18 protein-coding genes are annotated in these 18,124 nt (G+C 37.7%); 17 read left to right on the forward strand and 1 reads right to left on the reverse strand.

The features are described 5' to 3' along the window. Positions 1–12: 12 nt before the first annotated feature. The 8 genes from MHB75_RS01650 (at position 13) to MHB75_RS01680 (ending at position 5,533) form a co-directional block, all read left to right on the forward strand. Positions 13–780 (forward strand): dihydroorotate dehydrogenase electron transfer subunit, encoded by a 768-nt coding sequence (locus tag MHB75_RS01650; RefSeq protein WP_340995515.1) that lies wholly within the window; start codon positions 13–15, stop codon positions 778–780. Continuing rightward, a complete protein-coding gene (locus MHB75_RS01655) occupies positions 777–1,691 on the forward strand; it encodes a dihydroorotate dehydrogenase (protein WP_255314704.1) in 915 nt (304 codons plus the stop codon). Before MHB75_RS01650 ends, MHB75_RS01655 begins: the two co-directional genes overlap by 4 nt. Continuing rightward, entirely contained in the window at positions 1,691–2,401 is a 711-nt protein-coding gene (pyrF, locus tag MHB75_RS01660) for an orotidine-5'-phosphate decarboxylase (protein ID WP_340995520.1), read from the forward strand. Before MHB75_RS01655 ends, pyrF begins: the two co-directional genes overlap by 1 nt. After that, positions 2,401–3,033, forward strand: a complete 633-nt coding sequence (gene pyrE / locus MHB75_RS01665; protein ID WP_087682424.1) for an orotate phosphoribosyltransferase — start codon at positions 2,401–2,403, stop codon at positions 3,031–3,033. The genes pyrF and pyrE overlap by 1 nt, the downstream gene beginning before the upstream one ends. Before the next feature lie 163 nt (positions 3,034–3,196). After that, complete coding sequence (locus MHB75_RS01670; RefSeq protein WP_068455031.1) at positions 3,197–3,484, forward strand: NINE protein; 288 nt, start codon at positions 3,197–3,199, stop codon at positions 3,482–3,484. A 123-nt stretch (positions 3,485–3,607) separates the two neighbouring features. Beyond that, positions 3,608–4,519, forward strand: a complete 912-nt coding sequence (locus MHB75_RS01675) for a VOC family protein (RefSeq protein ID WP_141272738.1) — start codon at positions 3,608–3,610, stop codon at positions 4,517–4,519. A 608-nt stretch (positions 4,520–5,127) separates the two neighbouring features. Then, positions 5,128–5,214: a hypothetical protein gene (locus tag MHB75_RS15060; protein ID WP_445667015.1), complete on the forward strand. Its 87-nt coding sequence runs from the start codon at positions 5,128–5,130 to the stop codon at positions 5,212–5,214. Further along, on the forward strand, positions 5,192–5,533 hold the full coding sequence (locus tag MHB75_RS01680; RefSeq protein WP_340995530.1) for an aminoglycoside 6-adenylyltransferase: 342 nt from the start codon (positions 5,192–5,194) through the stop codon (positions 5,531–5,533). The genes MHB75_RS15060 and MHB75_RS01680 overlap by 23 nt, the downstream gene beginning before the upstream one ends. Before the next feature lie 46 nt (positions 5,534–5,579). On the opposite strand, the gene MHB75_RS01685 is transcribed toward MHB75_RS01680, so the two are convergent. After that, on the reverse strand, positions 5,580–7,277 hold the full coding sequence (locus tag MHB75_RS01685; protein WP_340995533.1) for an Rqc2 family fibronectin-binding protein: 1,698 nt from the start codon (positions 7,275–7,277) through the stop codon (positions 5,580–5,582). 240 nt (positions 7,278–7,517) lie between these two features. Here MHB75_RS01685 and MHB75_RS01690 point away from each other — a divergent pair, with 240 nt between their 5' ends. The 9 genes from MHB75_RS01690 (at position 7,518) to rsmB (ending at position 18,117) form a co-directional block, all read left to right on the forward strand. Beyond that, the gene (locus tag MHB75_RS01690; RefSeq protein WP_340995534.1) at positions 7,518–9,605 is read left to right on the forward strand and encodes a M28 family peptidase; all 2,088 of its coding nucleotides are present in this window, start codon (positions 7,518–7,520) and stop codon (positions 9,603–9,605) included. Positions 9,606–9,781: 176 nt separating this feature from the next. Then, the gene (locus tag MHB75_RS01695; protein ID WP_340995536.1) at positions 9,782–10,645 is read left to right on the forward strand and encodes a YicC/YloC family endoribonuclease; all 864 of its coding nucleotides are present in this window, start codon (positions 9,782–9,784) and stop codon (positions 10,643–10,645) included. Between the two features lie 50 nt (positions 10,646–10,695). Beyond that, on the forward strand, positions 10,696–11,313 hold the full coding sequence (gmk, locus tag MHB75_RS01700) for a guanylate kinase (RefSeq protein ID WP_068455018.1): 618 nt from the start codon (positions 10,696–10,698) through the stop codon (positions 11,311–11,313). Between the two features lie 5 nt (positions 11,314–11,318). Beyond that, positions 11,319–11,543 (forward strand): DNA-directed RNA polymerase subunit omega, encoded by a 225-nt coding sequence (gene rpoZ / locus MHB75_RS01705; RefSeq protein ID WP_068455013.1) that lies wholly within the window; start codon positions 11,319–11,321, stop codon positions 11,541–11,543. Between the two features lie 84 nt (positions 11,544–11,627). Continuing rightward, positions 11,628–12,833 (forward strand): bifunctional phosphopantothenoylcysteine decarboxylase/phosphopantothenate--cysteine ligase CoaBC, encoded by a 1,206-nt coding sequence (gene coaBC, locus MHB75_RS01710; protein ID WP_141272746.1) that lies wholly within the window; start codon positions 11,628–11,630, stop codon positions 12,831–12,833. Beyond that, positions 12,830–15,238 carry a primosomal protein N' gene (gene priA / locus MHB75_RS01715; protein WP_141272748.1) on the forward strand — a complete coding sequence of 803 codons (2,409 nt, stop codon included), beginning with the start codon at positions 12,830–12,832 and terminating at the stop codon, positions 15,236–15,238. The genes coaBC and priA overlap by 4 nt, the downstream gene beginning before the upstream one ends. Before the next feature lie 19 nt (positions 15,239–15,257). Beyond that, the gene (gene def / locus MHB75_RS01720) at positions 15,258–15,755 is read left to right on the forward strand and encodes a peptide deformylase (protein WP_141272750.1); all 498 of its coding nucleotides are present in this window, start codon (positions 15,258–15,260) and stop codon (positions 15,753–15,755) included. A gap of 2 nt (positions 15,756–15,757) precedes the next feature. Further along, the gene (fmt, locus tag MHB75_RS01725; protein ID WP_141272752.1) at positions 15,758–16,699 is read left to right on the forward strand and encodes a methionyl-tRNA formyltransferase; all 942 of its coding nucleotides are present in this window, start codon (positions 15,758–15,760) and stop codon (positions 16,697–16,699) included. Continuing rightward, positions 16,696–18,117 (forward strand): 16S rRNA (cytosine(967)-C(5))-methyltransferase RsmB, encoded by a 1,422-nt coding sequence (rsmB, locus tag MHB75_RS01730; RefSeq protein WP_340995543.1) that lies wholly within the window; start codon positions 16,696–16,698, stop codon positions 18,115–18,117. The genes fmt and rsmB overlap by 4 nt, the downstream gene beginning before the upstream one ends. The last annotated feature ends 7 nt before the right edge of the window (positions 18,118–18,124 follow it).

Below are 18,124 nucleotides of genomic sequence, written 5' to 3' on the forward strand. Positions count from 1 at the left end.
GTGCACGAAACCATGATCCAACAAGAACGTATGAAAGTAGTTCGTCAAAAGCAGATAGCAGATGATATTTTTGAGCTGACTTTAATTGGTCAACTCACACTTGAAATGAAAGAGCCTGGACAATTTGTTCATATCCGTGTAGAAGACCACTACGAGCCTTCTTTAAGAAGACCTATCAGTATCGCGGAAATTGATCACGATGCAATGCAATTTAAAATGATTTACCGTGCAGGCGGAAAAGGAACGAAAATATTGTCTACGAAAAAAGCCGGAGATGAAGTGGATGTTCTTGGACCGTTAGGAAATGGTTTTCCAATCGAAGAAGCTGCACCTGGTGAAACAGCTCTATTAGTAGGTGGGGGTATTGGTGTACCTCCTCTCTATGAGCTATCAAAGAGATTAAATGAACGTGGCGTTAAAACCATCCATGTACTTGGTTTCCAATCAGCAGCGAATGTATTCTATGAACAACAGTTCAAAGCGCTAGGCGATACATATATCGTGACAGCTGACGGTACACAAGGCACAAAAGGTTTTGTAACGGATTTATTAGCAGAGGTAAAACCAGAGTTCGATGTATTTTATAGCTGTGGACCATTACCAATGTTAAGTGCTTTAGAAACATTCTATCCAGAGAAAAAAGGTTTCCTATCATTTGAAGAACGTATGGGCTGCGGTATCGGTGCTTGCTACGCTTGTATTTGCGACACAACAGACGGTGATTACAAAAAAGTATGTTCAGATGGACCTGTATTCCCGAAAGGAGTTGTCGCACTGTGAGCAATCGTTTAAATATCGAATTACCAGGGTTGTCGCTTAAAAACCCAATTATGCCAGCTTCAGGTTGCTTCGGCTTCGGTCAAGAGTATGCGCAGTTATACGATCTATCAAAGCTAGGTGCCATTATGATTAAGGCAACAACACTTGAAACACGTCGTGGTAATCCAACACCACGTGTAGCCGAAACTTCAGCAGGTATGTTGAATGCCATCGGTCTACAAAACCCAGGTTTAGAACATGTGTTAGAACATGAGTTACCATGGTTAGAAAAATATGATGTGCCAATTATTGCAAATGTAGCTGGTACAGAAACAGAAGATTATGTAGAAGTAGCAAAACGTATCTCACAAGCGCCAAACGTACATGCACTTGAATTGAACATCTCTTGTCCAAACGTTAAATGTGGCGGGATTCAATTCGGTACAGATCCTCAAACAGCAAAAGAATTAACAGCGGCAGTCAAAGCAGTGTCAAGTGTACCTGTCTATGTGAAATTATCACCAAATGTAACGAGTGTTGTAGATATTGCGAAAGCAGTAGAAGCAGGCGGTGCAGATGGTATTACGATGATTAATACATTAGTAGGTATGCGTCTACACGAAAAAACAGGAAAACCTGTTATTGCAAATGGTACAGGTGGTTTATCAGGACCAGCAGTCAAACCAGTAGCGATTCGTATGGTATATGAAGTAAGCCAAGCAGTAAATATTCCGATTATCGGTATGGGCGGCGTTGCCGATGCACAAGATGTCATTGACTTCTTATCAGCAGGTGCAAGCGCAGTCGCAGTAGGGACAGCAAACTTTGTTGATCATTTTGTTTGTCCAAACATCATTGAGCAATTACCAGCTAAGCTAGACGAGCTAGGTTATGCACACATTTCAGAAGTAATCGGAAGGAGTCACCGTTAATGAATACAAATCCAATTATCGCACTTGATTTATCAAGTAAAGTGGAAGTAATCGAATTTCTAGAACAATTTAATGAAAAACTTTTTGTCAAAGTAGGCATGGAGTTATATTATCAAGAAGGTCCAGCTATCATCGAAACAATTAAAGAGATGGGTCATGATATCTTCCTTGATTTAAAACTACATGATATTCCAAACACAGTGAAGTCCGCAATGAAAGGTTTAGCAAAGCTAGGTGTAGATCTTGTAAACGTTCATGCAGCAGGTGGTTCACACATGATGCAAGCAGCAATGGAAGGTCTGATTGAAGGCACGCCAGCTGGTCAAGAACGTCCAGCACTTATTGCGGTAACACAGTTAACTTCTACAACAGAAGAACAAATGCAAAAAGAACAAAATATTTTAACAAGCTTAGATGCGTCGGTGATTAACTATGCCGTATTAGCAAAAGAAGCAGGGTTAGATGGCGTTGTATGTTCTGTATTAGAAGCAAAAGGAATCGAAGAAGCTTGTGGCAAAACATTCTTTAAAGTAACGCCAGGAATTCGTTTAGCGGGCGGCGAATCACACGATCAAAAACGTGTAGCAACACCAGATTTCGCAAAATCAGAAGGTTCTACACAAATCGTTGTAGGTCGTGCAATTACAAAGGCTGAAAATCCAGTCGAAGCATATCATACAGTACAGCAACTATGGGGAGGCAACGCATAATGGCAATTCAACACGAAGTAGCAAAAGGCATGTTAGAGGCAGGAGCAGTAGAATTACGTCCACATGATTTATTCACATGGGCATCAGGTATTAAATCACCAATCTACTGTGATACACGTCTAACAATTTCATATCCAACAGTGCGTAAAACAATCGCGCAAGGATTAGCAGCATTAATTCAAGAAAAATTCCCAACATGTGAAGTAGTGGCAGGTACAGCAACAGCAGGTATTCCACACGCTGCATGGGTGGCGGATATTTTGGAACAACCAATGGTATATGTTCGTTCAAAACCAAAAGGTCATGGTCGCGGAAAGCAAACAGAAGGTAAGTTCCAAGAAGGTGCAAAAGTTGTTGTAATCGAAGACATCGTATCAACAGGCGGTTCTTCAATTAATGCAGTTGAAGCATTAAATCGTGAAGGTGCAGAAGTACTAGGTGTTGTATCAGTGTACTCTTATTTATTACCAGCAGCGATTGAGAACTTCGAAAAAGCAGGCGTACCATACTATAGCTTATCTGATTTTGAAGCACTTGTAGAAGCAGCAGAAGAAACAGGTGCAATTCAAAAAGAAGATATCCCGGGCTTACTTACTTGGTATAAAGATTTAAAAGCAGGTAACTTAAAATAATCGAATAGTAGAGGGGGAGTGCTTATAAAGTACTTCACCCTTTTTTCGTAAAAGAACGTGACAAAATTCGTAATTCTTGTGAACGACGAGGAGAATCCATATCTTTTTTTATAAAAAAGGATTAAGATGAAAGGGACTATGTATGTTCAAGGGAGGTTACATAATGACAGATACAGCTCCAGCTTTAAAAAGTAAAAAAGTTGCTTGGGTTTTATGGTTATTTTTAGGTTTATTTTTCGGTGCACATCGCATTTATTTAAATCGTATGGGTAGTGGTTTAGCAATTATGTCACTTGGCTTCTTTACATTTATTTTGTCATTCTTAGCAGTTGGTTTATACGTATTCATAATTCTAGGAATTGTTTGGATTATCGAAGGTATTCGTTTAAATAAATTAGTTGATCTTGAGAATGCATTTATTTTAAATGGTGGCTATGATCAAGAGGATTAGTCAAAAATCATTTTTCTTTTGCGTATAAGACGTAATGGAAAAATGATTTTTTATTTGACAAAAGAAAGAGATTCGATAGAAGATAAAGTCAACGAATAAAGTCGGCTTAAAGGGTGAGGTAGTATGGAAACATTCAAACTAGATGAACAGACAATCATTGAACGTGTTGTATTAAAAGTAAAAGACTTAACGCGTCAAATTGCATTTTATGAACGAGTAGTAGGATTAAAATGTATTAAGCGCACACAAGAAGAAGCGTTTTTAGGAATTGACAATCATATTTTAATCGAGATGCGAAAAGTAGCTGAAAAAGAACAACCATCAAAAGGAACAGGGCTCTTTCACTTTGCTTTACTCTTACCAAGTAGAGAAGCTTTCGCCACTAAATTGTTTCATATACTACAAAATAAAGAAGCGATTGATAGTCCCGAGGAACAAGTGAAATTTTTGCCGTATTTTGACAAAATAATACCAATCTCACGTTTAGATAGTGCCAGTGATCATGGTTATAATGAATCTTTTTATATCCATGATTTAGAAGGGAATGGAATTGAAATTTATGCAGATCGTCCGCAAATACAGTGGGGCAATCATGAAAGAGGCGTGAATCACCCTTTAAATTTTAAAGAGCTTGCACCATTAGCAGATTTTACAACAGATGGTGAATTACCTTTAGGCACAGTAATTGGGCATGTCCACTTGCGATTAGATCGTATGGAAGAATGTGTTGATTTTTACACAGATATTTTAGGTTTTGAGTTGAAGGAATTAGAGGAACATGTCTTTTTCGTATCATCAAGTGATTACCATCATCAATTAGCAGGGAATATTTGGTCGGGTTCAGATATTACACACCCAGTAGCTATGCATACAGGACTTCATCATATTGTGTTGGCATTACCAACAGAAGAGGCACTTCAAAAGGCAAAAGACCATATAAAACAATTTATTTTAATGCAAGAAGCAACAAATGGATTTTTTGTAAAAGATCCAAGTGGGAACGTTATTTTGTTAAAAGTGAAAGAAATTATGTAGTAGATTTACTTTTTATATTCATAACTAAAGGACTAGAATTTCCATAATCATAGAATAAAGGTGATTTCAATACTTTTTATGAGATGAAAGGATAAAAAGTTATTAATTAGGATTTATGGGGTAACGTATGTAGGAAGGTAAAATGAGAGGGAGGTGAAATAGCCACTAGGCGAGAAAAATAATCGCTTGTACCGTTTAAATTTTTTACAGTGATAAATCATTTGAAAATGGCAGTGCATATTTTTCATAGTTGATCTATTTAGGTTGATAGATCGCCATCGCTATAAAGTGGAATAGGTTAATAATGGTTTAATGATGTGACCATATTTATAAAATGATTTTTTGTATTGGATACATGAATTTCTTTCCATTATAGATAGTCGAAAAAGAAATGTATGTAAACAATCGACATGTAATTCTACATCTAATTATACTCATTCATGGGCGAACATGAATGAGTATTTTTTTAAGGGGCGTGAAGGATTCGTCGCAACAGGTCGACAGAATCTCTATTCAGATTTAGATGTTAAGCTGTTTACACCACATCTACCTAACTATCTGGAACAATTCTCGTGGTTCGATTTTTTGGATCACGTATTATTATGCAAATGCCTGAACCAATTCAGTTAGAAAATGATTTTGTATTATATCCTTTTTTAGTGTTATTTGAAGATGGCATCCGTATATGCGTTTGAAGCGTACTTGAATTGGGAGTCTACTGTTCAAATTGTCATGGACTTAGATCATTTAGAGCGTGTCAATTTAGGCAATGCTTATAAATATTTACATGAATATATGGATGAACAGGATTTTGAAGAATTACGAACGACGTATGCAATAGGCAGTAGTACAGCACAAAAAGATGCTCTCCAAACGATGATTACCTTATTTGAACGCTATGCAAAACCATTAGCAGAATCTTATAATTATAACTACTCAGAAGAATGTGAAGCCACGAAGCAATACATCTTAAATATTCTTGAACAAAGAGGTATTGGTATGAAATCAAAATAATGAAGCAAAAAGCCTGAGACGATTTTGTCTCATGCTTTTTTCAGATTTAAGTATTTGCTTGTAATTGCATCACAAGTGCTTCGTCAGGTGTGACAAATACTGTTTTTTGTTCAAAGTAAATAACAAAACCAGGTTTTGCACCACTTGGCTTTTTCACTTGTTTTACCTCTGTATAGTCAACGGGTACAGACGAAGATTCACGCGCCTTACTGAAATATGCAGCGAGTGTTGCTGCTTCTAAAATCGTTTGTTCATCCGGATCATCTGAGTGAATGACTACATGTGAACCAGGAATATCTTTCGTATGTAACCATGTTTCCCATTTACGTGCAATTTTAAAGGTTAAATAATCATTTTGTTTATTATTTTTCCCAACCGAAATCGGCACACCTGTAGAAGATACATATTTTTCTGGTGTTGGTTTCACTGGTTTTTTACGACGTTTCGATTTTTTTAAGCGCATATATCCTTGTTCTGCTAATTCCTCGCGAATTTCTTCAATATCAGCAGGAGACGCTTGTTGAACTTGTTGTGCAAGCAATTCGAAGTATTCAATATCTGCTGTCGCAATTTGAATTTGTTCTTCCACTTTGACAAGTGCATGCTTAAACTTATTGTATTTTGCATAATAGCTCTGTGCATTTTCAATCGGTGTTTTGCGTTCACTCAGTGGAATCGTAATCTTATCACCTGTTTCGCTATAGTAATTTTCAACCGTAACAGACTTCGCACCTTTTTCGAATTGATAAAGGTTTGCCATTAATAATTCACCAAATAATTGATACTGATCTAAGTTTTGAGCGCGTTTTAAATCTTGATCTAATTTTTTTAGTTTCAGTTTCAATTTATTAATCTCAGCTTGCAACCAGTTTTCTAAATCGCCTGCTTGTTGTTTTACACGATCACGTTCTGCACGTGCAAAGAATACACGATCGAGTAATTCACTCAATGTATTGTAATAGGTTTTTGGTTCTTCAAAGCTATGCAAATCAATTGGTGAGAAAATCACTTTTCTTCCTTGTTCTAAATACGTTGGTTTTGTTCCACCTATTACAAATTCATTCACGAAATCGCGGAAGATGGAAACCGTTGGAACTTGTTGTTCTTGTGCGCGGAATAATAATTCATTCGCATGTAAGGGAGAAAATCCGACGAATTGTTGCATAATTTCCTTTGCGTCACGAATCTCAGTGAAGAATTCTGCTAGTTGTTCATCTGTTACCGTAATAGGATTCCACTTATCTTGTTTTGGCGGTGCAATATAGATGGAACCTGGGAGAACCGTACGATAACTATTCATAGCAGGTGGTAAGTGTTTTAAACTATCCACAATTTTTTCAGACGTTGCATCGACCATAATTAAGTTACTATGACGTCCCATAATCTCTGCATAAATATAACGTGTAATCGGATCACCAATCTCATTCTTACTCGAAATCGTCAACTTTAAAATACGGTCTGCATCGAGTTGTTCGATTGTCTCGATGAAACCACCTTCCACATGTTTACGCAATAAAGAGCAAAACATCGGTGGTTCAGGCGGATTTTCAATTGTTTGTTCCGTCATGTGTACACGTGCATATGTTGGATGAATTGAGAATAATAACTTTTTATTTGCTCCATTTGCACGAATCGTAAAGATGACTTCTTGTGCATTTGGTTGATGCACTTTAGCAATTCTACCTGTAACGAGTTGTTGTAATTCTTTTGTCATTGCGATTGTAAATAAACCATCATAAGCCATAGTCAAATCCTCTTTCGTTCTAGAGTTTGTCAACACTCCATATAGTTAAATCTAGTGTACCACGTATTGCAAACAAATGTTTTTTTAAAGGATTTTAAAAATTAATTTTCAAAAAAGATTGACGATTACTGACATATATTGTTTAATTATCTTGTTTTGAAAATTTTGAATAGAAAAGGAATGTGATTGATGAAAAGGTTTTTTGGAGTTTTAGCGCTGGGAATGCTTGTTACGTCGTCGTTGGTAGCATGTACAGCAGCCGATAAAAAAGACGAGACTGAACACGACAAGAAAAAAAGTGTAGAGGTTGTAACAGAACAACAATTCATGAGTAAAGTGGATGAAAATTACGCCTATGACTTTGCGAAAGGTCTCGAACAATTTAAAACGAATGAAAAGTTAGGTTACAGAACTGCAGGTTCAGAAGCAGAGTTACAAACAGGTGAGCATATTGAGAAAGAGATGAAATCACTTGGTTTACAAGAAGTAACAAAAGACGAGATTACTGTAGATTCTTGGACATTTGAAAAAGCAGATTTATCTTTTAAAACAACATCTGGAAAAGAACAGTTAGCTGTTTTAGGTGGCTATCAAACGAACTTTAATACAAATGGTAAAAAGTCGTATGAAGTCGTGTATGCAAATCGCGGAACAGCAGATGATTTAGAGAAGTTGGATGTAAAAGGTAAACTGGTGTTAATAGATATTAATCAACGTGAAGAATGGTGGATTAACTACCCAACATATCAAGCGCATTTAAAAGGTGCAGCAGCGGTTATTGCTGTACAAAATGGTGGGTATGGTGAAGTAGATGAATCAGCACTGAACGCACAAGATATTTGTGGTCCAGAAGATGCACCAGCATTTTCAATGTCACAAAAAGATGCAAAAGAATTAAAGAAAGCGTTGAAAAAGAATAACAATAAAATGACGGTTGATTTTGATGCGAAGTCAACGGTGAAAATGAATCAAAAAACATATAACTACTACGGGAAAATCGAAGGAAAGCATAAAGATGAATACATTTTATTATCAGGACATTATGATTCATACTTTGACGGTTTCCAAGATGATAACTCGGCAATTGGTTTAATGTTAGGAATTGCAAAAGCGATGAAAGACAGTGGATATCAACCAGATAAGACGATCATCTTCAATGCATTAGCAGCAGAAGAATGGGGCGTATCGAACTCACGTTATGACTGGTCTACAGGTGCATACAATCAAATTTTCAAAGTGCATCCAGAATGGGCAAAACAAACATTTGCAAACATTAACTTTGAATTACCTGCATTTGAACATATGGATACGAATGAAATTCGTTCAGTATATGAATTTAAAGATTTCTTAACAGATTTCATTCCAACAGTTCCAGCAATTGATGGAATTTATAAAGATGGTATTCGCATCGTAACACCATTACAAACTTGGTCAGATGACTTCTCATTCTCGATTGCCGGTATTCCAGCAATCCGAAATGACTTCCAAGATAGTCAGTTCATGCATACGCATTATCATTCACAATATGATAATAATGACACGTACAATAAAAAGGTAATGAAATATCATATGAATATGTACGGTACGTTAGCGATGGCGTATGATAAACAAGCTGTGACACCACTTCACTTTACAACACGTCTAGATGAGATGGAAAAAAGCGTGAAAGAAAAAATTTATACGATGAGCGATGTCGACGCTAAAACATTATTGAATGAATTAGCAGAAACGAAAAAAGTGGCGAAAGAACTGAATGCTAAAGTAGATGAAGTGAATGCTTCATATGAAAAAGCTCATGCAGCAGGTGATACGAAAGAAGCCAATCGCATTTATAAAGAGAATGAACAATTAAATGACGCATTACTTGCAGCATTTAAATCAGCACAAGATGATTTTGTACGTCTTACTTGGGAAGACGAAGTAATTTTTCCACATGAACATGCACAAAATAATATCGAAGCACTTCAACAAGCTAAACAAGCATTAGAAAAAGGGAAGGCTTCAAAAGCATTAGATGAATCATTGTATAAAGTAGATAATAACTGGTATGCATATGATTATGACCGTGAAGTATATGACTACTTTACAAACTATGTAACAGACCAACCAGCAGACCGTTTAAAATGGGGTGCAGGACGCGTGATGGGACATGAAGATTTATATGATGTCATTGCATCATTACAAGCTAAAAAAGATGGTGCCAACTTCACAAAAGAAATCCAAGCAATTGATGCTGCAATTCAAACGCAACAACAATTGTTAAAGAAAACAAATGAACAAGAAGTAAAAGCAGTACAAGCACTGCGTAAACAATTAGAAGCGATGTAGTATCCACTCTGAATTTCTGTCATGATAAATAACGGAAATTCAGGGTTTCTTTTTTTAGATGCTTCGTTGTTTAAGAATTTTACGTTCCTTCATAAAACTACAAGCAAAATAAAACAGACCTATGCTATAATTAATCTATTATGCAAAGAAGGGTGTGACTGACCTTGGTGCGAAGTATGACTGGATTTGGCAGGGGTGTCACAACGACGGAACATTTTAGATTAACCGTCGAAATTCGCTCGGTGAATCATCGTTTTTTAGAAGTATCGACGAAGTTCCCGAAAGAATGGATGGAAGCAGAAATTCATACAAAAAAGCTCCTATCAACTTTACTATCACGAGGTAAGCTAGATGTTTTAGTGAATTTGAAAAAAGAAGAGCAGCAAGCACCGAAAATTAATGTCAACATTCCCGTTCTTCTAGCTTATAAAGAAGCGAGAGAACAGGTAAGTCAAGTATTGCCTGTGGAAGCGGAATGGTCGATGCAAGAAATTTTAGGGTTGCAAGATGCTTTTTTAGTAGAATCAGACGAAATACCCCATGAAACACTTTTACAAGCAGTAAGTGAAGCGGTAACTGAAGCTGCAACAGCGCTTATTCAAATGAGAGAGCGAGAGGGTCAGGAATTATATGAAGTATTACAAGGCTTCAAACAAGAACTGATGCAAGAGATTGAACAGATTCGCAGCGTATCTTCTCAAGCAGTTGAAAAATATCGCGAAAAACTCCTGCAAAGACTACAAGATATCACTTCTGCCGAAGAAGTGGAGAACCGTATTTTAACGGAAGTTGCAGTGTTTGCAGAAAGAGTCGATATTGCGGAAGAACTTGATCGATTGTCGAGTCATTTTGAGCAACTCGATGAAACATTACGAGACAATCAACCAATTGGGCGTAAATTAGAGTTTCTCTTACAAGAAATACATCGTGAAATTAATACGATTGGTTCTAAAAATCAATCGTCTGTCGCATCAATTGCAGTAGTTCAAGCAAAATCGGTACTTGAAAAAATGAGAGAACAGGTTCAAAATATTGAATAATTGTTTTTTTAGTAGTATCATTAATTATTTGTAACGATGAAGGAGACAAAATGAGAAAAGAACGTGGATTATTGATTGTTTTATCAGGTCCTTCGGGTGTCGGAAAAGGCACTGTTCGAAAGGAACTATTTTCGCAGCCAGATACGAATTATGAGTATTCAATTTCGATGACAACACGCAAACCGCGCGAAGGCGAAGTGGACGGTGTTGATTACTTCTTTAAAGAAAAAGAAGATTTCGAAGCATTAATTGAGCAAGGTAAGTTACTTGAGTATGCTCAATATGTAGGGAATTATTATGGAACACCGATTGACTATGTCAACCAAACACTTGATGCAGGACGCGACGTATTTTTAGAAATTGAAGTACAGGGTGCTACACAAATTCGTGAAAAAGTTCCAGATGGTCTATTTATTTTCTTAGCGCCTCCAAGTTTATCTGAACTGCAAAACCGTTTAGTCGGTCGTGGAACGGAGACGGAGGAAGTTATTGCAAACCGTATTGAAGCGGCAAATAAAGAGCTTGAAATGATGAACTTATATGATTATGTCGTTGAAAACGATGAAGTTACATTAGCTTGTGACCGTATTAATTCAATTGTCGTTGCGGAGCATTGTCGCCGCGAACGCGTAGAAAAACAATATTTAGCAATGTTGAAGGGAGAATAATCTACATGTTATATCCATCAGTAGATGTATTAAAAACAAAAATTGATTCAAAATATTCTTTAGTAAGTTTAGCTGCAAAGCGTGCACGCGCAATGCAAGAAGGTAAAGAAGAGCGTCTATCTTCTTATAAATCAGTGAAAAACGTAGGGAAAGCTCTTGAAGAAGTAGCTGCTGGCGTTTTAACGAAAGAAAAACAAGACGAGTCAGCTATTTACGAAGACGAAGTATAATTTTCTTCCCAAAGCTTCCAGAGAGATTTATTCTTTGGGAGCTTCTTTTTTAGGATAGATTGTGCATAGAGGAGAGATAAGCATATGTTAACGAATAAAAAGATTTTGCTCTGTGTAACAGGTGGTATTGCTGTTTATAAAGCAGTCGCACTTGTTAGTAAACTGACGCAAGCTGGAGCAGAAGTGAAAGTCATCATGTCAGAATCCGCAATGGAATTTGTACAACCACTTAGTTTTCAAGTCATGAGTAAAAATGATGTTTTTTATGATACATTTGACGAAAAAGACTCATCTGTCATTGCACATATTGATTTAGCAGATTGGCCTGATTTAGTGTTGGTTGCACCAGCAACGGCGAACATGATTGGGAAGTTAGCAAATGGTATTGCGGACCAAATGATTACGACGACATTACTAGCAACAACTGCACCTGTATGGATTGCACCAGCGATGAATGTTCACATGTATGATCATCCAGCTGTACTACGTAATATCGACCGTTTAGCACAAGATGGCTATTCATTTATTGAACCATCTGAAGGATATCTTGCATGTGGTTATATTGGAAAAGGACGCTTAGAAGAGCCTGAAAAAATTACAGCACTTGTGTCAAAATTTTTCGAACCAAAAGAACAGCCACTAAAAGGTAAAAAAGTTGTCGTAACAGCAGGGCCAACACGTGAACGAATTGACCCTGTGCGCTACTTAACGAATTTTTCATCAGGTAAGATGGGCTATGCAATGGCGACAGCAGCGCGTGATTTAGGAGCAGAAGTAACGCTTGTTTCAGGGCCTGTAGATTTATCTGAACCAACAGGTATGACCGTTGTTCAAGTGGAGAGTGCAGAAGATATGTTACAAGCGGTATTATCTGTCTATGAACAAAGTGATTTAGCGATTAAAACAGCTGCAGTGGCAGACTATCGTCCGAAAAATGCGATGAATCAAAAGATGAAGAAGCAAGAAGGCGACTCGGTCATTGAGCTTGAGCGAACAACCGATATTTTAAAAACATTAGGCGAGAAAAAGACGCATCAATTATTGATTGGTTTTGCGGCTGAAACGAATGATGTCCTTCACTATGCACAAGGTAAACTACAAAAGAAAAATGCAGACTATATCGTAGCGAATGATGTATCACAAACTGACCGCGGTTTTGGAACAGATGAAAATACGGTGACACTTGTTGGACATGGTGGTTATGTAAAAAGCTTCCCGTCTCTTCAAAAAGAAGCATTAGCAAAACAACTCCTCTTGCATATTTTAGAACGAGAAGGTCAGATGAAATGATTGCACAAGTCATTGTCGATGTTGCGGCGTATCCAGTCGACCGACCATTTGATTATGAAGTGCCAAAACAGATGGAATCATTAATTGAGCCAGGTAGTCGTGTGAAAGTACCTTTTGGGCATCGCGATGTACTTGGCTTTGTCATTTCTGTAACAGAGGAGACAGAGATCGCATCGAATAAGGTGAAGTCGATTTCCACATTACTTGATTTAGAACCTGTTTTAACAGAGGAAATGTTAGAGATGGCGAAGTGGATGACAAAGCAGACACTTTGCTATGAAATTGACGCACTACAAGCGATGCTACCATCTGCACTGAGAGCGAAATATGAAAAACAAGTGGAATGTTTAGTAGAAGTATCCATGCTACCATCGTCTTTACAAGCTCATTTTGCGAAGAAGATGCGTGTTCCGTATAAGTTGTTTGAAACGGAAGCACTCTTACTTGAATTGAAAAAAGCAGTGAAGTCTAAACAAGTACAAATTGTGACAGTTGTGAAGCAACAAGGGCGTATTAAATCAATTCGCAAGTTTGAAGTACATGCAAATCTTACTTTTTTACAGCAAAAACATGAGGAACTTTCTAATCGCGCACGCAAGCAAAAGCAAGCCATTGAATGGTGTATGGAACATGTGGGTGAGCGTTTTTTACCACAATATCTAGCAGATGAAATTTTTATATCCGCTTCTGTTCAAAGAGCACTTGTGGAACTAGGGGTTGGAAAGTTTGTTGAAGAAGAGCTATACCGAGACCCTTTTACGCAGGAGATTACACCTTCTTATGCTTTGCAACTTACGGATGAGCAGCAAGTGGCGCTCGATGTAATTACAGAGAAAATGAATGAACAGCAACCAGAGACCTTCTTATTACATGGCATTACAGGTAGTGGGAAGACAGAAGTCTACTTGCGTGCGATTCAACATGCATTAGATCAAGGAAAAGAAGCGGTTGTGCTCGTACCTGAAATTTCACTTACACCGATGATGACAGAACGATTTCGCGCGCGTTTTGGTGAACTTGTGGCAGTCATGCACAGTGGTTTATCACAAGGCGAAAAATACGATGAATGGCGAAAAATGCAACGTGGTGAAGTGAAAGTAGTAGTAGGGGCTCGTTCTGCAATTTTTGCACCGTTTACGAATATCGGTTTACTTATACTCGATGAAGAACATGAAACAACATATAAACAAGAAGATACGCCGAGATATCATGCACGCGATGTAGCCATTTGGCGTGGTATGCATTATCAATGTCCTGTTATTTTAGGAAGTGCAACACCTGCATTAGAGAGCTTTGCACGCGCGCAAAAAGGTGTATATCATCTATTAACATTAAAACAACGTGCAAAAACACAAGCATTACCGACTGTACAGGTCATAGATATGCGTGAAGAATTGCATACAGGGAATCGCTCGATGTTCTCAAGAGCATTAGCAGATGCCATTCGAGAACGATTAGAGAAAAAGGAACAAATTGTTTTATTCTTAAATCGACGTGGATTTTCTTCATTCGTCTTATGTCGTGATTGTGGTACAGTTGTTCAATGTAACAATTGCGATATCTCCATGACATATCACCGCAGTAGTGAAAAGTTAAAATGTCATTATTGTGGAGATGAAAAGCCTGTTCCGACCGAATGTCCAGAATGTCAAAGTGAACATATTCGCTTCTTTGGAACGGGTACACAGAAGATTGAAAGTGAGATTTATAAAGTTTTTCCAGAGGCACGCGTTATTCGAATGGATGTGGATACGACACGTCAAAAAGGTGCGCATGAACGTTTGTTGAATGATTTTGGTGAAGGGAAGGCAGATATCTTACTTGGTACGCAGATGATTGCAAAAGGTTTGGATTTTCCGCGTATTACATTAGTCGGTGTTATGAGTGCAGATACATCACTTCGCTTACCAGATTTCAGAGCAGCAGAAAAAACGTATCAATTACTCACACAAGTAAGTGGACGAGCAGGTCGACATGAATTGCAAGGTGAGGTGATCATTCAATCGTATGAACCAGAACACTATGCGATTGAATTAGCAAAAGAGCAAATTTTTGAACCTTTTTACGAACAAGAGATGCGTATTCGACGTCGTTTTTCATATCCACCATATTATTATGTTGTCTTAATTCAGGTGAGCCATGAAGATGTTATGCTCGCAGCAGAATATGCTTCCTTAGTACATGAATATATTGGGCAGCATCTATCGAACCAAGTACAAATTATTGGACCAACCGCTGCTTCCATTAGCAGAATCCAAAATAGATATCGTTATCAATGTTTGATAAAATATAAAAGAGAACCACAATTACATGATGTATTAAAACAATTAATTAAGATATACCGTACAGATTGGATGAAAAAGGGTGTTCTAATGACCGTCGATTTAGACCCGACATCCATCTAGCAGTAGAAAAGAGGAAACAATGGCTATTTTACCGATTATTAAAAATCCAGCAGATGTTTTAACAACACCTGCAAAAGAAGTAACACAATTTGATGAAAAATTGGCGACGCTTTTAGATAATATGTATGAAACAATGGTTGATTCAGATGGCGTAGGAATTGCCGCACCACAAGTGAATGAAGGCATTAAAGCAGCTGTACTTGAGATTGGGGAAGAACGTGAGATTTTAGAAATCGTCAACCCTGAAATTATCGAATACTCAGTTGATACAAATGTTGATGTAGAAGGATGCCTAAGCTTCCCTGGATTATTTGGCGAAGTAGAACGTTCAAATGGTATTCGTGTAGAAGCGCAAGATCGTAATGGTAATCTATTTGAAATCGAAGCATATGACTATGACGCACGCGTTTTACAACATGAGATTGATCATTTAAACGGTGTACTATTCGACTCGAAAATTACACGTATTTTGACAAAAGAAGAACTAGAAGCACTTTATGAAGAGGAGGAAGAATAAATATGACATCGATTGTATTTATGGGAACACCTCAATTTTCTGTGCCGATTTTGCAGATGCTCCATGCAGAAGGTTATGACATTAAAGCAGTTGTGACACAACCAGATCGTCCTGTTGGTCGTAAACGTGTGTTAACACCACCACCTGTAAAAGCAGCAGCAATTGAGTTAGGTTTACCGGTTATTCAACCAGAAAAATTACGTGGTTCAGAAGAATTACAACAGATTATTGACTTAGGTGCAGACTTAGTTGTAACAGCTGCATTTGGCCAAATTTTACCGAAAGCATTGCTTGATGCACCGAAGCTTGGTTGTATTAATGTTCATGCCTCATTACTACCGAAATATCGTGGTGGCGCACCCATTCACCAAGCTGTATTAGATGGTGAACAAGAAACAGGCGTAACGATTATGTATATGGCTGAAAAGTTAGATGCAGGTGATATCATTTCACAAAAAGCAATTCCAATTCACGATACGCATACAACGGAGCAATTATTCGATAAATTAAGTATGGTTGGGCGCGACTTATTAAAAGAAACATTACCAGCGATTATTGCAGGTACGAATGAACGCATTGTGCAAGATGAATCACAAGTGACGTTTGCTTCAAATATTTCACGTGAACAAGAGCGCATCGATTGGACAAAATCAGCGCGTACGATTTTCAACCAAGTACGCGGATTAAACTCATGGCCGGTTGCTTATACAACATTAAATGGTGAGAATGTGAAAATTTGGGCAACAAAGCCTTCAGATCAAACAACAAATGAAAAACCAGGTACGGTTATTTCAAAATCGAAAAAATTCTTCACTGTGGCAACCGGTGAAGGACAAGCGATTGATATTTTAGAATTACAACCAGCAGGAAAAAAAGCGATGCCAGCAGTCAATTATTTAAATGGTGTAGGGTCGAAATTGGAGATTGGGGATCACTTTGAATGAGTAAAGCAAAAACAGAAAAAAAGCGTGCACGTCAAGCAGCCAACGGAAATAAAGGCGCACAAGCAAAAAAAGGTAAGTCAGCTATTTGGAATGGCAATGTACGTGATGCAGCGTTAACAATTTTACTCGCTGTTGATCAAAGTCAAGCCTATAGTAACCTTTTGTTACACCAAACAATTGAAAAATATAAAATTGATGCAAAAGATCGCGGTCTTTTAACCGAGCTAACTTACGGTACATTACAATATAAAATGACACTTGATTACTATCTTGAACCGTATGTTCGTGGTAAACTAGATGACTGGGTTCGTTGGTTATTACGTCTTTCTTTATACCAAATTGTGTATTTAGACAAAATTCCAGACCATGCGGCTGTAAATGAAGCGGTTGAGATTGCTAAACATCGTGCGAGACATCGCGGTGTCAGTGCAACAGTGAATGGTATTTTACGCTCTATTTTACGTGAAGGTGTACAAGATACGACAAAAATTGAAGATGTGACAACACGTATTTCAATCGAAACAAGCCACCCGGAATGGTTAGTTCGTCGTTATATCGATGCATTCGGTGTAGAAAAGACCGAAGACTTATTAATCGAAAACAACTTCCCACCATTACAAACTGTACGTGTCAATGCAACAAAAGCAGACACGACAAAAGGTCTTGAAACATTATGGGAAGAAAAATATGCCGTGCGCCGTAGTCAAACCATTCCAGAATGTTTACACATTGTAGAAGGACAACCGGCAAAATCACAAGCATTTAAAGATGGTGTCATTACAATCCAAGATGAGAGTTCGATGATTCCAGCATATGCACTAGATGTCGAACCCGGCATGCGTGTATATGATATGTGTTCAGCTCCTGGTGGGAAAACAACGCATATTGCAGAGAAGATGAATAACGAAGGTGAACTTATTGCGACGGATTTACATCAGCATAAGATGAAGTTAATTCAGCAAAATGCAAATCGTCTTGGTTTATCAATCATTCAAACACAAGTAATGGATGGACGAAAATCGACCGAAGCTTTTGAAAAAGAGTCGTTTGATCGTATTTTAGTCGATGCGCCATGTAGTGGTTTAGGCGTTATTCGTCGCAAACCAGATATTAAATATACAAAAAGTGAAGCGGATTTTGCTTCATTACATGCGATTCAACTTGATTTGTTAGAATCAGCATATGAACTATTAAAAGTGGGCGGTAAGATGGTCTATAGTACATGTACAATAGATAAACTAGAGAACAATGGAACGGTAGAAGCTTTCTTAGAGAAGCATCCAGATCTTGTACTTGCGCCGGTAGTAAATGCACCAGAAGCCTTAACGGAATTACGTGAAACAGGTATGATGCAAGTATTCCCACAAGATTTTAATAGCGATGGATTTTTTGTAGCAGCCTTTGAGAAAAAAGCATAAATGAAGT

This window comes from Kurthia sp. FSL E2-0154, from assembly GCF_038003625.1.
GTDB lineage: Bacteria > Bacillota > Bacilli > Bacillales_A > Planococcaceae > Kurthia > Kurthia gibsonii.